At 66.4% G+C, this 15,411-nt stretch carries 12 protein-coding genes and 1 tRNA gene; 7 read left to right on the top strand and 6 right to left on the bottom strand.

From position 1 onward, the window contains the following. Positions 1-2 precede the first annotated feature (2 nt). Both GRI40_RS01365 and GRI40_RS01360 read right to left on the bottom strand, forming a co-directional pair. The gene (locus tag GRI40_RS01365) at positions 3-1,379 is read right to left on the bottom strand and encodes a DEAD/DEAH box helicase (RefSeq protein ID WP_160609680.1); all 1,377 of its coding nucleotides are present in this window, start codon (positions 1,377-1,379) and stop codon (positions 3-5) included. A gap of 151 nt (positions 1,380-1,530) precedes the next feature. After that, positions 1,531-2,082: a hypothetical protein gene (locus GRI40_RS01360; protein WP_160609679.1), complete on the bottom strand. Its 552-nt coding sequence runs from the start codon at positions 2,080-2,082 to the stop codon at positions 1,531-1,533. Positions 2,083-2,191: 109 nt separating this feature from the next. On the opposite strand from GRI40_RS01360, the gene GRI40_RS01355 reads away from it, so the two are divergent. Both GRI40_RS01355 and GRI40_RS01350 read left to right on the top strand, forming a co-directional pair. Next, entirely contained in the window at positions 2,192-3,640 is a 1,449-nt protein-coding gene (locus GRI40_RS01355) for an FAD-binding oxidoreductase (protein WP_160609678.1), read from the top strand. 65 nt (positions 3,641-3,705) lie between these two features. Beyond that, a complete protein-coding gene (locus tag GRI40_RS01350) occupies positions 3,706-4,488 on the top strand; it encodes a SapC family protein (RefSeq protein WP_160609677.1) in 783 nt (260 codons plus the stop codon). A gap of 171 nt (positions 4,489-4,659) precedes the next feature. Here the strand turns inward: GRI40_RS01350 and GRI40_RS01345 are convergent, their stop codons facing one another. Beyond that, positions 4,660-5,592 carry an N-formylglutamate amidohydrolase gene (locus GRI40_RS01345; RefSeq protein WP_237488970.1) on the bottom strand — a complete coding sequence of 311 codons (933 nt, stop codon included), beginning with the start codon at positions 5,590-5,592 and terminating at the stop codon, positions 4,660-4,662. A 96-nt stretch (positions 5,593-5,688) separates the two neighbouring features. On the opposite strand from GRI40_RS01345, the gene cpdR reads away from it, so the two are divergent. The 5 genes from cpdR to GRI40_RS01320 all read left to right on the top strand — a co-directional run bounded on the left by cpdR (position 5,689) and on the right by GRI40_RS01320 (position 9,744). Beyond that, positions 5,689-6,078 carry a cell cycle two-component system response regulator CpdR gene (cpdR, locus tag GRI40_RS01340; protein ID WP_160609676.1) on the top strand — a complete coding sequence of 130 codons (390 nt, stop codon included), beginning with the start codon at positions 5,689-5,691 and terminating at the stop codon, positions 6,076-6,078. 78 nt (positions 6,079-6,156) lie between these two features. Continuing rightward, a tRNA-Val gene (locus GRI40_RS01335) sits at positions 6,157-6,231 on the top strand. A gap of 213 nt (positions 6,232-6,444) precedes the next feature. After that, positions 6,445-7,668 (top strand): NADP-dependent isocitrate dehydrogenase, encoded by a 1,224-nt coding sequence (locus GRI40_RS01330; RefSeq protein WP_160609675.1) that lies wholly within the window; start codon positions 6,445-6,447, stop codon positions 7,666-7,668. 111 nt (positions 7,669-7,779) lie between these two features. Then, complete coding sequence (locus GRI40_RS01325; protein WP_160609674.1) at positions 7,780-9,540, top strand: cation:proton antiporter domain-containing protein; 1,761 nt, start codon at positions 7,780-7,782, stop codon at positions 9,538-9,540. A gap of 42 nt (positions 9,541-9,582) precedes the next feature. Next, a complete protein-coding gene (locus tag GRI40_RS01320) occupies positions 9,583-9,744 on the top strand; it encodes a hypothetical protein (RefSeq protein ID WP_160609673.1) in 162 nt (53 codons plus the stop codon). 3 nt (positions 9,745-9,747) lie between these two features. On the opposite strand, the gene alaS is transcribed toward GRI40_RS01320, so the two are convergent. The 3 genes from alaS to GRI40_RS01305 all read right to left on the bottom strand — a co-directional run bounded on the left by alaS (position 9,748) and on the right by GRI40_RS01305 (position 15,404). Then, a complete protein-coding gene (gene alaS, locus GRI40_RS01315; protein ID WP_160609672.1) occupies positions 9,748-12,414 on the bottom strand; it encodes an alanine--tRNA ligase in 2,667 nt (888 codons plus the stop codon). Positions 12,415-12,636: 222 nt separating this feature from the next. Next, positions 12,637-13,707, bottom strand: coding sequence for a recombinase RecA (gene recA / locus GRI40_RS01310; RefSeq protein WP_160609671.1), 1,071 nt, complete (start codon positions 13,705-13,707; stop codon positions 12,637-12,639). A gap of 119 nt (positions 13,708-13,826) precedes the next feature. Next, positions 13,827-15,404, bottom strand: a complete 1,578-nt coding sequence (locus GRI40_RS01305; RefSeq protein ID WP_160609670.1) for a DUF4139 domain-containing protein — start codon at positions 15,402-15,404, stop codon at positions 13,827-13,829. Between the last annotated feature and the right edge of the window lie 7 nt (positions 15,405-15,411).

The following is a 15,411-nucleotide window of genomic DNA, read 5'->3' as shown; positions in this document are numbered from 1 at the left end:
ACTTAGCCGAACCCGACGCTGAGGAAGCCCGGCACCGGGCCGTTCCATTCGCCCGGCTGCATCGGCGGCCCATCGTCGCGTTCGTCCCGACGCGGACGGTCATCCCGGCTGGCGTCCCGCTGCGGCCGGTCTGCACGGGGTTCGCGCGCGCGGCGCGGGCGTGCGTCGCGTTCTTCGCTTTCATCACGGCTACGGTCCTGCCGGGGCGGTTTCGCAGCTGCGCGTTCGGGGGCCGGCTCCGCCGCGCGCAGTTCCACCCGCACATCTTTCTTGCCGAACACCGGAACGGCGGCGCCGGTCAGCTTTTCCACGTTGGCAATCGCCTCGGCATCCTCCTCCGACACGAAGGTGAATGCGCGGCCCTTGGCCCCGGCGCGGCCCGTGCGGCCCACGCGGTGAACGTAATCGTCCGGGTGCCACGGCGTGTCGAAGTTGAAGACGTGGCTGACGCCCTTGATGTCCAGCCCCCGCGCGGCGACATCCGATGCAACGAGGATCGTCACCTCGCCCTTCTTGAACCGATCCAGCTCCTTGATCCGGCTGGCCTGGTCCATGTCGCCGTGGATTTCGGCGCTGGCGAAGCCATGGCTCTGCAGGCTCTTGTTGATCTCGCGCACCGTGGTCTTGCGGTTGGCGAAGATGATCGCGGTTTCGACAAGGTCGTTGCGCAGCAGCCAGCGCAGGGTGTCGCGCTTGTCGCGCGCCTTTACCGGCACCTTGAAGGCGGTGATGTTCTCGTTGTTGGAAGCGCGGCGTCCGACCTCGATCCGCTTGGGATTGGTCAGGAACTTCTTCGCCAGCTTCTCGATCGGCGGCGGCATCGTGGCCGAAAACAGCATCGTCTGCCGGCTGTCGGGCAGCTTGGAACAGATGAACTCGATGTCGGGAATGAACCCCATGTCGAGCATGCGGTCCGCCTCGTCGATGACCAGCAGCTCGCACCCGTTGAGCAGGATCTTGCCGCGTTCGAACAGGTCCATCAGCCGGCCCGGCGTCGCGATCAGCACGTCCACCCCGTCGGACAGTGCCTTGAGCTGGTCGCCCATCTGCACGCCGCCGATCAGCAGCGCCATCTTGAGGTCGTGGTTGACGCCATACTTCTCGAAATTCTCGGCCACCTGGGCGGCCAGTTCGCGGGTCGGCTCCAGGATCAGGCTGCGCGGCATCAGCGCGCGGCGGCGGCCATGGGCCAGCACGTCGATCATCGGCAGCACGAAACTCGCCGTCTTGCCCGTCCCCGTCTGGGCGATGCCGACGATGTCCTTCATCATCAGCACGGGCGGGATGGCCTGCGCCTGGATCGCGGTCGGTTCGGTGTAGCCCGCCGCTTCGACCGCCTTGAGCAATTCGGGTGAGAGGCCGAGGTCGGCGAATGTCATGGGTTCAGTAATGTTCGAAAATCCGGTGGTTGGTGCACGCCCGCTTCGACGGCAGTCGGCAGGCGTGCACGGTAGATCATGCTGACCGTCCGCGTACGAACGCGCGCGCCCTGCGCGCATCATGCGCGAAAGTCAACGAAAACGCAGCGCCTCAGTCGCGATCGGCGACGAGCTGGCGCATGCGGCTGATCTCGCATTTGCTGCCCGACCGCGAATGGAGCCGGTCGCGATCGACGCACAGCATGCCGTCGTTCGTGCGTTCGAGATAGAAGCCGGAATAGAAATCGCGCGCGCTGCAGCTTTTTTCAAGGCTGGCCGCAACCAGGCGCCTGTCGCGCATGAACAACAGCAGCCGCCCTTTGGCATCCGGCTGCACGGCCGCGATCCGGCTGACGGCCACGCAGTTGCCCATCTTGCGTTCCTCGAGGTCCGGCTGCGCGAGGCGGGGCATCATGTCGGGCGCGATGCTCTGCCGGGTTGCCGGCCCCGGCGGGGCGATGCGCACGATCACGCGTTGCTGGATGCGGACCTGCGCAGCGACGGGATCGTCCGACAGATCGGTGCGCGCGGCCCCGGCGCTGGACGCCGCGACCGGCGCACGATCCGCGCCCGGCACGAGACCGGCATCGGCAGGCACGGGAGCAACCAGCCACCCCGGCATCAGCAGCGCTACGGGCGCGAACAGGGTTGGCAGAATGGTCATCGCTCGGTTCGACGCTACCGGATAGCGACCCAGCTTGAATACCTGCTTAATTGCCCCGATCCACCGCACGGTGGATTTCCCCGCCGCGCCCGTGGCATAGGCCCTGCCTATGATCGATACGGACGCTTTCCTGGCCGAGGCCGGCGCCCTGCTCGGGCCCCGGGGGCTGACGCGCGACGACGATCTGATGCGCCCCTGGCTGACGGACTGGCGCGGACGGTTCGTCGGGGCGGCGATCGCCATGGCCTCGCCCGCCTCCACCCGGGAGGCGGCCGAACTCGTCCGCCTTTGCGCACGGCACGGGGTGCCCATCGTACCCCAGGGCGGCAACAGCGGCATGAGCGGCGGCGCGACCCCGGACGATAGCGGCACCGCCCTTCTCCTTTCGACCCGCCGCCTCGACACGATCCGCTCGCTCGACGCATCGGCGCGCCAGGTCGTGTGCGAAGCGGGGGTGATCCTCCAGACCTTGCACGAGAGGGCGGACGACAACGGCCTGCGTTTCCCGCTCACCCTCGGCGGCAAGGGGTCGGCGACAATCGGCGGCCTGATCTCCACCAACGCGGGCGGTACCCAGGTTCTGCGTCATGGCTCCATGCGGGCGCAGGTTTTGGGGATCGAAGCCGTGCTGGCCGACGGCAGCATTTATGCCGCCCTGGATGCGCTGCGGAAGGATAACCGCGGCTTCGACCTGAAGCAGTTGCTGATCGGATCGGAAGGAACGCTGGGCGTGGTGACGGCGGCCACCTTGAAGCTGGTGCCGGCCATCGCCGACCGGCGGGTCGTGTGGGCGGGCACCCGGACACTCGAAGCCGCGCGCGACCTGCTGGTCCTGTGCGAGGAGATTGCGGGCGACGCGCTGGAAGGTTTCGAGGTGCTGGACCAGCAGACCCTGGACGACGTGATCGACCATCTCCCCGGCGCACGGCCGCCGCTGTCGGGCTGTCACGGCTGGCATGCGCTGATCGAACTGGTGGCGGATCGTGGCGCGGCCGCGGAACTGCCCTCCCGTACGGAAGCCCTCCTCGGACAGGCGATGGCGCGCGGCCTGGTCGAAGACGCCACGATCGCCGCCAGCGAAACGCAGGCCGAAGCGTTCTGGCTGCTCCGGGATTCGATCTCCCCGGCGGCACGCGCCAGGGGCCCGGCGGTGCAGCATGATATCTCGGTGGCGGCCGAACGCATGCCTGCGTTCGTGGCCGAGGCGGTGCCATTGATGGAGCGCACGTGGCCCGGCACGCGCGCCATGGCGTTCGGGCACCTCGGCGATGGCAACGTGCATTTCCACGTGATCGCGCCGCCCGGGGTGGATGCGCGCCGCTGGCTGGAAACCGACGGCAAGCGGATTAGTGCGCAAGTGTACGAATTCGTCACCGCTTGGGGCGGCTCGATCAGCGCCGAACACGGCATCGGCCAGTTGAAACGCGACGAATTTGCCCGCCTGGGCGATCCGGTTGCCATAACGATGCTGCAGTCCGTGAAACGCGCGCTGGATCCCCGGGGGATACTCAATCCCGGCAAGCTGGTGCCGCTTGCGCCACCGGAACCAAGACCCTAAAGCGCGCGCTTTCCCGCGCGGCCAGGCAGGCATGCGCATTCGATCCTGACGCTCGGAGACCGACGATGGCCAGCGCGCCGCAGACCACCCTGCCCCTGTTCTACAACGACCTCATGCCGCTCAACAGCCGCGATCACGTGAACTACCGCGTGAAGCGGGTCGACGGCCTGACATGGCTGGTCAACCAGCACGCCGTGCCGCTGACGTCCGACGAATTCATCCAGGCGCAGCGCGACTATCCGATCGTCTTCAGCTCCGGCGAAGGCGGCGTACCGCTTGCGCTGATGGGCCTCAACGAAGGCGTCAACGCGTTCGTGGGCGACGACGGCAAGCTGACCGAAGACGTGTACGTCCCGGCCTATGCCCGCCGCTATCCCTACCTTCTCGCCCGCCTCACGCCCGAGGCGGAGGAGCTGTCGCTGTGCTTCGACCCCACCAGCAAGGCCATCGGCGAGTTCAAGGACGGGGACCCGCTGTTCGATTCGGAAGGCAAGCCCGGCCAGCCGATTCAGTCCGCGCTCGATTTCTGCGAACAGTTCGAACAGGCCGGAGCCCGTACCCAGGCGCTGATCGAAGAGCTGAACAAGCATGACCTGCTGATGGACGGCGAGATCGCGATCACCGCGAACGCCAATCCGGAAAAGCCCTACATCTATCGCGGCTTCAAGATGGTGAACGAAGAAAAGCTGCGCGATCTCGACGCCGAAACAGCCAAGACCTGGGTCGCCAACGGCATCATGGCGATCATCTTCGCGCACCTGTTTTCGCTGCAGCTGATGAGCAACGTGTTCTCGCGCCAGATGGCCCAGGGCAAAGTGCCCGAAGGCCAGCCCGAACCGGCCGCCTGATTCGGCGAAACGCCCGGTGGAAGCGATGAGTTCGGGGTTGAAGAATTCAGCCTCGCACCTAAATTCTGCCTAGCCGGTTCGCGCTCCCCTCATGGCCGAGCCGGCTGGTGCACCGATGTGTACCTCCTCCCTGAACCTTGGCCACCTCGTGCACCGCACGGGGTGGTTTTTTTATTCGGCAGCGACAGGCAGGGGGCCTCGCCCGCCCATCAGTGCGACATCTTCGCCAAGATGACGCACGAGGTTGGCGATAAGGCGCGTCACAGCGGGCGCCCGCGGCCCGGGCCGGTCGAAACGCGCATCCAGATAAGTGCTGCGGCATATTTCGATCTGGATGGCATGAATGTCCCGTGCCGGGGCCGCATGCCGGTCCAGCACGAATCCCCCTGCATACGGCCGGTTGTGCGCCGTCGCCCGCCCGTTCGCGTCCAGGAATGCCAGCGTGCGGGTAACGATCGACCGCGCGCAGCTCGCGCCGAAGCGGTCGCCCACGACGAATTCCGCCGGGACCGCGCCCGTCCGCGCAGCGGCCAGGGGCGGCATCGAGTGCAGGTCGATGAGAAGTGCGGCGCCCCAACGGTCGCGGATGGATTCCAGCGTCGCTGCAAGGGCTGCGTGGTACGGACGGTGCACGGTTGCCAGCCGCGCTTCGAGCTCGGCATGGCGCGTGCGTTCGCGCCAGATCTCTCCCAGCCCGGTCAGGCGGCGCGGGATGAGCCCCAGCCCGCCCCGCGCGCGGCGATTGACCGAGGATGCCCGCGCGGGGCGGCCAGGCGAATGCCCCGCGATCATCGACCAGTCCACGTCGTCTTCCGCGCGGTTGAGGTCGATCATCGCACGCGGCGCGTCAGCCACCAGCAGTGCCGCGCCGGTCGCCTCCGCGGCGCCTTCCGCCAGCACGTCCACATAACGGTCCTCGAGACGCAGGGCCGTGACGTCCGGCGCGCGCATCCGGTTGCGCAGCGCCTCCGGATAGGCACGGCCCGCGTGCGGCACGGCGATGAGGACGGGCATGCCGCCGCCGGTCGCAAGGCGAAACGGCGCGCCGTGCGCACTGCGCGATACGTGCGGCGGCGTCCCTTCGGGGTGATCCTGCCAATCCATCCGCGCGAGTTGTGGACGCCGGCAGGTCCGCTGTCAAAATGCCGCGGCGTGCGCGTTGCCAAAGATTTCTTAAGCGCCGCGCGCTATGGCAGGGGCATGAATGACCCATCCCCCATCCGCATCCTCCTCGCCGAAGACGAAGAGGCGATGCGCACTTACCTTGCCAGGGCGCTGGAAAACGCCGGTTACGCGGTCGTCGCCGTGGGGCGCGGCACCGAAGCTGTCCCGCACCTGGAGGCGGAGCATTTCGATCTCCTGCTGTCGGACATCGTCATGCCGGAAATGGACGGGATCGAACTCGCCCAGAAGTGCAACGAGGTGAGCCCGCTGACGAAGGTGATGTTCATCACCGGGTTCGCAGCGGTCAGCCTCAAGGCCAGCCGGGAACAGCCGCGCGCCAAGGTTCTGTCGAAACCCTTCCACTTGAAGGACCTGGTGATGGAGGTGGACCGCATGTTCCGCCCGGAGGTTGCCGCGAGCGTCTGAAGCCAGGCGCGCATGGGCGCAATCTGCCTCTTGCGCGGCGGGCTGCCCCTCGCTAATGGCCGCCCCGCTTGATGGTGCGGGCGTATAGCTCAGTGGTAGAGCACTATGTTGACATCGTAGGGGTCGCAAGTTCAATCCTTGCTACGCCCACCATCCAGACCGGAGGCACGAAACCCGCCGCGCAATCGGCGGGTTTTCTGTATCTGGCGTGCTCCCGCCAGGCGAAGCGGCACAGGGGAGACGCTGTCCGCGGTCCGGCAAAACGCGCCGCGAACGGGCGTCTTTCCGGTTTGCGGCCGTCCCCTTGCACCCCCCGTCCGCCCTGCTAAAGCCCGCGCCAACTCCCCGATTGGCAGCAGGACTGACATGGCAAAGATCAAGGTGAAGAACCCCGTCGTCGAGATGGACGGCGACGAGATGACCCGCATCATCTGGCAGTGGATCCGCGAACGGCTGATCCTCCCCTATCTCGACATCGATCTGAAGTACTATGACCTCAGCGTCGAAAAGCGTGACGAGACGAACGACCAGATCACCATCGATGCCGCCAACGCCACGAAGGAACACGGCGTCGCGGTCAAGTGCGCCACGATCACCCCGGACGAGGCGCGGGTCGAGGAATTCTCGCTCAAGAAAATGTGGAAGAGCCCCAACGGCACGATCCGCAATATCCTGGGCGGCGTGGTGTTCCGTGAACCCATCGTCATCCAGAACGTCCCCCGGCTGATCCCCGGCTGGACCGATCCCATCGTGGTCGGCCGCCATGCGTTCGGCGATCAGTACCGCGCGACCGACACCCTCATCCCCGGGCCGGGCACGCTGCGCCTGGTGTTCGACGGAGAGAACGGCGAATCGATCGACCTGGAGGTGTTCAAGTTCCCCTCCAGCGGGGTCGCGATGGCGATGTACAACCTCGACGATTCGATCCGCGATTTCGCCCGGGCGAGCCTCAATTACGGGCTCAACCTCGGCTGGCCGGTCTATCTCAGCACCAAGAACACGATTCTCAAGGCTTATGACGGGCGCTTCAAGGACCTGTTCCAGGAAGTCTACGAGACCGAAGGCTTCAAGGAGAAGTTCGCGGCCGCGGGCATCGTTTACGAGCACCGCCTGATCGACGACATGGTCGCCTCCGCCCTCAAGTGGTCGGGCAAGTTCGTCTGGGCCTGCAAGAACTACGACGGCGACGTTCAGTCGGACCAGGTGGCCCAGGGCTTCGGCTCGCTCGGCCTCATGACCAGCGTGCTGATGACGCCGGACGGCAAGACAGTGGAAGCCGAAGCGGCGCACGGCACCGTGACCCGCCACTACCGCCAGCACCAGCAGGGCAAGGCGACCAGCACCAACCCCATCGCCAGCATCTTCGCCTGGACCCGCGGCCTCATCTATCGCGGCCGCTTCGACGACACCCCCGAGGTCGTGAAGTTCGCTGAAACGCTGGAGCGGGTCTGCATCGAGACGGTCGAGAGCGGCAAGATGACCAAGGATCTCGCGCTGCTGATCGGGCCCGAGCAGGCCTGGATGACGACCGAACAGTTTTTCGAAGCGATCGTCGAGAATCTCGAGAAGGAAATGGCCGCCGCGGCCTGATTTGCACGCCTGGGGCCGCCAAAGAGAATTCTCTTTGCGGCCCCGGCAACGACCACGGGGCCGCTTTCGTTCGGCCGTGACATCGCCTGCCCCCGCCGATAGGTGCGAATCATGGCGGCAGAGCTTCAGTATTCCCCACTGATTTCCGATGGCCTCGTCATCCTGGGGGCCGCCGGCATCGTCATCCCGGTATTCCACCGTTTCCGCATTACCCCGGTCATCGGGTTCATCCTGATCGGCCTGCTGGTCGGTCCCTTCGGCCTCGGACGGTTCGTCGACGAATTTCCGTGGCTGTTCCACATGACGATATCCGACGCGGAAGCGCTGGCGCCGTTTGCCGAATTCGGCATCATCCTCCTGCTGTTCACCATCGGCCTGGAACTCTCCTTCAACCGCCTGTGGTCGATGCGCCGCCTCGTATTCGGGCTCGGCGCGATGGAGTTGCTGCTCATCGGTGGGCTTATCGCCGCAGCCTTTGCGGCCATGGGCCAGGAGTGGACCGGCGCTCTGGCGCTGGGTTTTGCCCTTGCACTGAGCTCGACGGCGATCGTCCTGCCCATATCCGGCACCACCACCCCCGTCGGACGCGCGGCGCTCTCCATGCTCCTGTTCGAAGACATCGCGATCGTGCCGATCGTCTTCATCCTCGGCGCGCTGGCGCCATACGCGCAGGCCGAAGGGATGGAGGGACTCGTCACCACGCTGTGGCAGGGCTTCGCGGTGGTGGTGGCGCTGCTCGTGCTCGGGCGGCTCGCCCTGCCTCCGCTGTTCGCCCAGGCCGCGCGGACGAAGAGCCCTGAGCTATTCCTGGCCGCGAGCCTGCTCGTCGTCATCGGCGCCAGCCTGGCCACCGCGGCAGCCGGCCTGTCCCCGATCGTCGGAGCGCTGATCGCCGGATTGCTGATCGCCGAAACCGAATATCACGGCGAAGTGGAAGGGATTATCCAACCATTCAAGGGCCTTGCTCTCGGGGTCTTCCTGATCACCATCGGCATGAGCATCGATTTCGCGACCATCTGGGCGCAACTCGGCAATATCATGCTGGCCGTCACGGGCGTGCTCGTCCTGAAGGCGATCGTCACAGGGGTCCTGCTACGGCTCATGGGCGCGCGGCGCAGCACGGCCGCCGAAACCGGGCTGCTCATGGCGAGCCCCAGCGAAACCACGCTGATCGTCCTTACCGCGGCGACTGCGGCGCTGCTCATCGACCGGGAAACCGCCCATTTCTGGCAGATCGTCACGGCGATCGGTCTCACCGTGACACCGTTGCTCGCAATGCTCGGCCGCGCGGTGGCCCGGCGCATGGACCCGATGCCCCCCGCGGAGGACGACCTGGGGGAGGCCAAGGTCATCATCGTCGGGGCGGGCCGGGTCGGCCGGCTGGTGGCGGACATGCTCATCGTCCACGGCATACCGTATGTCGCCATCGACAGCGACGGCGACCTCATCGAACGGGCCCGCCGGTCGGGCTATCGCGCGACCTTCGGCGATGCGGCGCGGCGGAACGCGCTGGACCGGCTGGGCATAGAGACTGCGCCGGCGGTCATCCTGACAATGGATGAACCCGTGCTTGCCCAGCGGATGACGACGCGGCTGCGCAGATTGTATCCGGAACTGCCGATCATCGCCCGCGCGCGCGATCTCAACCACGCTGCGGATCTTTATCGCGCAGGGGCCAGCCATGCAGTGCCCGAAACGCTGGAGAGCTCCCTCCAGCTGTCCGAAGCCGTGCTGGTGGATCTGGGCGTTCCGATGGGCCCGGTGATCGCGTCGATCCACGAGAAGCGCGACGAGTTCCGGGAACAGATCCGGCGCGACGGCGACCTTGCGCACAAACCCAAGCTGCGCACCAGCGTTGCGGATACGGGATAAATCCAGGCGCGCGGCCGTTGATACGGGGAAGGAGACACTCTGATGTCAAAACCCGATCAGCCCGAAAAGACTTCCCCCGCCCAGCAGAAGGGCGAGGATCACGGCAACGTCAAACGCCCCCAGCAGACCGACCGCAACATGCGCGACGTAGACCTGGCACGGGGCAGCGAAGTCGAAACGCGCAACGCTTCGTCGGGCCGCTAGAGGTCAGGCCGGTGCGGCCTGCTCCTCCAGCAGCGCGCGGACCGCTGCAATAGCATCGTCCGCCTTGCTGCCGTTGGGCCCGCCGCCCTGCGCCATGTCAGGCCGACCGCCGCCGCCCTGCCCGCCAAGCGCGGTCACGCCCGCGCGGACAAGCTGAACGGCATCGAAGCGTTCCGTGAGATCGGCGGTGACAGCAACGGCGATCGCCGCGCGGCCATCGTTCACGGCGACGATCGCAGCGACGCCTGATCCCATGCGCGACTTGGCCTCGTCGAGAAGACCGCGGAGCGCCTTGGCCTCCAGTCCGGGAAGGACCTGACCGAAAAAGGCCACGCCCGCGACCTGTTCGTCCACGGGGCCCGCCTGCCCGGCACCGCCACCGAGGGCGAGGGCGCGCCTTGCCTCCGCAAGCTCACGTTCGAGACGCTTGCGTTCGTCCAGTAGGGCGACGATCCGGGCTGGCACTTCCTCAGGCGTCGAACGGAAAGTTGCCGCGGCATCGCGCAAGGCGTTCTCACGGTTGACCAGCCATTGCCTCGCCGCTTCGCCCGTCAGCGCCTCGATCCGGCGGACGCCGCTCGAAACGGCGCTTTCCGAAATCACCCGTAGCAGTCCGATGTCGCCCGTCGCGCTGACATGGGTGCCGCCGCACAGTTCGACCGAGTAATTGCGCCCGCCGTCACCTGCGCGGCCCATCGAGAGGACGCGCACCTCGTCGCCATATTTCTCGCCGAACAGCGCCATGGCCCCCGCCTGGATGGCGTCGTCGGGGCTCATCAGCCGGGTCGTGACCGTCTCGTTGGCGCGAATCTCCGCATTCACCTCCGCTTCGATCGCGGCGATATCGTCCGGTGTAAGCGGCTTGGGGTGCGAAAAGTCGAACCGCAGGCGATCCTCGGCCACCAGCGAACCCTTCTGCGTCACATGCTCTCCCAGCCGGTGGCGAAGCGCCGCGTGAAGCAGGTGAGTGGCGGAATGATTGGCCCGGATGCGGTCGCGCCGATCTGCATCGACCGCGAGATGGACCACATCGCCCACGGCAATCGTCCCGGCTTCGACTGTCCCCTCGTGCGCGTGCAGTCGCCCGAGCGGCTTCGACGTATCCGTCACCTCGATCCGCAGCCCATCCGGCGAGGTGATCGCGCCGGCGTCGCCAGCCTGCCCCCCGCTTTCGCCATAGAAGGGGGACTGGTTGGTGAGCACCGTCACCGCATCGCCGGCCCCGGCGTTCGGGACCTCGACCCCGTCGCGGATAATGCCGACGACCCGCCCTTCGCCTTCGGTCGCCGCGTAGCCGGTGAATTCCGTCGCCCCTTCGCGTTCGGCGATGTCGAACCACAGCTCGCCGTCGGCCGCTTGGCCGCTGCCCTTCCAGGCGGCGCGCGCGGCCGCCTTCTGGCGGGCCATTGCCGCGTCGAAGCCCGCGCGATCGACCGCGATGCCGCGGTTGCGCAGGGCGTCTTCGGTCAGGTCGTAGGGGAAACCATAGGTATCGTAGAGCTTGAACGCGGTCTCACCGTCCAGCTCGCCCCCCTCGCCCATCGCGCCGGTGGCTTCATCCAGCAGGCGCAGGCCGTTCGACAGTGTGCGGCGGAACTGGGTTTCCTCACGCTCCAGCGTCTCTTCGATCAGCGGCTGCGCCCGGGCCAGTTCGGGGTAGGCCTGGCCCATCTCGGTGACGAGGGCCGGCACCAGGCGGTGCATCAGCGGATCGCGCGCGCCCAGCAGGTGTGCATGACGCATCGCGCGCCGCATGATCCGGCGAAGGACATAGCCGCGCCCTTCGTTGGAAGGGAGCACGCCGTCTGCCAGCAGGAAGCCGCTGGAACGCAGATGGTCCGCGATCACCCGGTGGCTGGCGCGGCTGTCCCCTTCCGCAGCGACACCGGTAAGGCTTTCGCTCGCGGTGATCAGGGCGCGGAACGTGTCGGTGTCATAGTTATCATGCACGCCCTGCAGCACCGCGGCCACGCGTTCCAGGCCCATGCCGGTGTCGATGCTGGGGCGCGGCAGTTCGCCGACGATCTCGCCGGCGGCCTGCTCGAACTGCATGAACACGAGGTTCCAGATTTCGACGAAGCGGTCGCCGTCCTCGTCCGGGGAGCCCGGGGGGCCGCCGAAGATGTGATCGCCGTGGTCGTAGAAGATCTCCGAGCAGGGACCGCAGGGCCCCTCGTCGCCCATCGCCCAGAAGTTGTCCTTCGTGGGGATGCGGATAATCCGGTGATCCGGCACGCCGGCGATCTTGCCCCAGAGCGCGAACGCCTCGTCATCGGTGTGGTAAACGGTCGCCGTCAGCCGCTGGGGATCAAGCCCCCATTCCCTGGTCAGCAGCGTCCATGCGTGGACGATCGCCTGTTCCTTGAAATAGTCGCCGAAGCTGAAATTCCCCAGCATTTCAAAGAACGTGTGATGCCGCGCGGTGTAGCCCACATTGTCGAGATCGTTGTGCTTGCCCCCGGCGCGCACGCATTTCTGGCTGCTCGCGGCCGTCGGCGCCGGCGGCGTTTCTAGGCCGGTGAAGATGTTCTTGAACGGAACCATGCCCGCGTTGACGAACATCAGCGTCGGATCGTTGTAGGGGACCAGCGGCGCACTGGGCACCGTGCGGTGGCCCGCGCCCGCGAAGTAATCGAGGAAGCTCCGGCGAATGTCGTTGGTCGAGGTCATGACACCCGGCAGGTAATTGCTGGCGCCAGAGCCGACAAGCGAATTAAGGTCGAAAAGTGGCAGACGGGCCTGGCGGGCGCGGAGATTCCGCGCGGTCCCCTTGCATGGTGCAAAGGCGTTGGCCGGTTCGCACCCGGATGAGAAAAGGCCGGCGCGGGCAAGTGGTCAGCCGCGCCGGCCCATTTCGTCCAGTCCACCCCGGGGCCCGCCAAGCCCTGCGGGTCAGTCGTCGTCGCCCGGCCCGGGGCCGACCATCATCTCTTCGGCGACCGCATCCGTGCGGGCGCGGATGGCGGCTTCCAGCTTGCCGCCCACTTCCGGATTGTCCTTGAGGTATTGCTTGGCGTTTTCACGCCCCTGCCCGATGCGGATACTGTCGTAGCTGAACCAGCTGCCCGACTTCTCCACCAGTCCGGCCTTGACACCCAGATCCAGAACCTCGCCGATCTTGGAAATGCCTTCGCCATACATGATGTCGAATTCCACCTGCTTGAACGGCGGCGCGACCTTGTTCTTGACGACCTTCACGCGGGTCGCGTTGCCGACGATATCGTCGCGATCCTTGATCTGGCCCGTGCGGCGAATGTCGAGACGGACGGAAGCATAGAACTTGAGCGCGTTGCCGCCCGTCGTCGTCTCCGGATTACCGTACATTACGCCGATCTTCATGCGCAGCTGGTTGATGAAGATCACCATGCACTTCGACCGGTTGATGGAACCGGTCAGCTTGCGCAGCGACTGGCTCATCAAGCGGGCCTGGAGGCCGACGTGGCTGTCGCCCATCTCGCCCTCGATTTCGGCGCGCGGCACGAGCGCCGCCACGGAGTCGACCACGAGCACGTCGATCGCGTTCGATCGCACCAGCGTGTCGACGATCTCCAGCGCCTGTTCGCCCGTGTCGGGCTGCGACACGATGAGTTCGTCGATGTTGACGCCGAGCTTCTTGGCATAGACCGGGTCCAGCGCATGTTCGGCATCGACGAACGCCGCCGTGCCGCCGCCTTTCTGCGCTTCCGCGATCACATGCAGCGCAAGGGTCGTCTTGCCAGAGCTTTCCGGCCCATAGACCTCGATCACCCGGCCGCGCGGCAGACCGCCCACGCCCAGCGCGATATCCAGACCGAGGCTGCCCGTCGAAATCGTTTCGACCTGCATCGTCTCCTTCTGGCCCAGCTTCATTGCAGAGCCTTTTCCGAACGCGCGATCGATCTGCGCGAGCGCGGCGTCGAGCGCCTTCTGACGGTCCGCGTCCATTTGAGTACCTTCTACCAGTTTCAGATTCGCAGCCGCCATGACACACCCTTTCGCGTTTTGACCAGACCTGCAGGTCCGATGTCACCCGATGCGCGATGTATTCGGTTTGTTCCGGTAGAACAAGAGGGGAACACGGAAATTTTAAGCGTCGCGCCGAACTACTCGTTCACGATCGACCAGCGCAGTTCCCGGCGACCGTTTGCGGGCACGGACGTCTCGTAAACGCGCGCGCCGTCCTTCACCCGCTCCCCCCGGAGGCCCGCAATCCGTGCCGCTGAACCGCCCAGCGTAACCCGCACCCGGACGGATGCCGGGTTGGCGTTGGTGAGGACGAGCCGCATGGGCACGCGATCGCCCTGCTTGCGCCGCTCCGGGTCGTCTTCCACCGTGCAGGCCGCGAACACTTGCGGGCTTTGGCCAAGGGCGATCTCCACATCCTGTCCCGACGCGTAATCGCGCAGACGTTCTTCGCCGACCAGCAGTTCGCCGCGCGGCGTCGATTGGAACACGGTGATTCTGCCTGCCGGCAGCGCGACCCCGAGGCCGTGGCGCGGATCGTTGACCGAGGCGAGCAGGATACCGGCCGCCGCGGGTTCGTCAGGCGCGTTCCAAGGGTTGCAAGTGACGGTGTGCAGCAGTCGCCCGGCGACGCCATCGCGGTCGAGGAAGGCGATCTGCTTCTGGCTTTGCGCGGCGATCGTGACCGGCTCCGGCACGCGATACAGCTTGAGATCGCCGAGATCCTCTTCCTGCGCGACCATTGCTGCGCGTGAGATGCGAGAACCCGTGACGATGATTGTGCCGGCCGCCGATTCCATCATCACCGCTGGCGGCGGCGGTGCCGGCGGAGGTGGCGGCGGTGGATAGGGATAGTCGATCGGCGACCCCGCGGCGGTGTTCCCGAAGGGATAACAGACAAGCTGCAGCGGGTGGCCCTGGGGCGGGTCTGACAGCGCCTGGTAATTGCTCGTCACCCGCAGCTTGCCCGCAACTGCCATCAGGTCGGCGTGGGCGAAGCTCTGGTTGTTGTCGTTGACCAGGGTGAGCCAGCTCGTCAGCTGCATCTTCACATCGTCAGTGGAACCGCCATGGTCCAGCGTGGCGACGTAATGCGCCTGCCAATCGAAGCCCCACGACAGGTAGGTCAGCGTCACCGTGTAGGTACCGCCCGCGGCCGAAACCGTATCGATCGAATAGATGGGCTGCGCAGAGAGGCCCGCGGGCACCTGGTCGAAGGTAAGCCTTTCGGGAAGGCCGGAGCATCGCACCGCTTCGAACCCGGCGGCTGTCTGCAACACCAGGCCCCCATCCGCCCGGGCGCGGACGATCGCCTGTTCGCTGGCCTCGCGCCCGGTGGCCGGATTGGTCCGGGTGATGGTGACGCGATTGCCCAGCGTCCCGTCGACCAGCGCCCCGGGGCTCAGCAGATCGGCATTTCGGTTCTTCTCGATCGTCCCGCCGGGGAGCCCCGTGACGATCGCGGTCACGGCGACCATCCCTTCGGAAACGCCTTCGAAACGGATCGTGCTTTCACCCGGTGGCAGCGTGACCTGGCGGGTTTCGCTGATCATCGCGAACCCTCGCGGCCAGTCGCGCGCCATGGATTGGTCGGGGCCGCGTTCAGGGTCGCGATAGACGGTCACCGCCAGGTCGCCGGGCGGCGCCGCGTCGATCACCTGGCGCGCCGTCGCGGGCGCGGACAGGGCCAGCAGCGTGGAGAATAGCGCGCGCCGCACGGCTACG

The organism is Tsuneonella aeria (assembly GCF_009827495.1).
GTDB classification, from domain to species: Bacteria; Pseudomonadota; Alphaproteobacteria; order Sphingomonadales; family Sphingomonadaceae; genus Tsuneonella; species Tsuneonella aeria.
The sequence above is the reverse complement of the archived record's forward strand: the minus strand, read 5'-3'. Positions and strand labels throughout refer to the sequence as shown.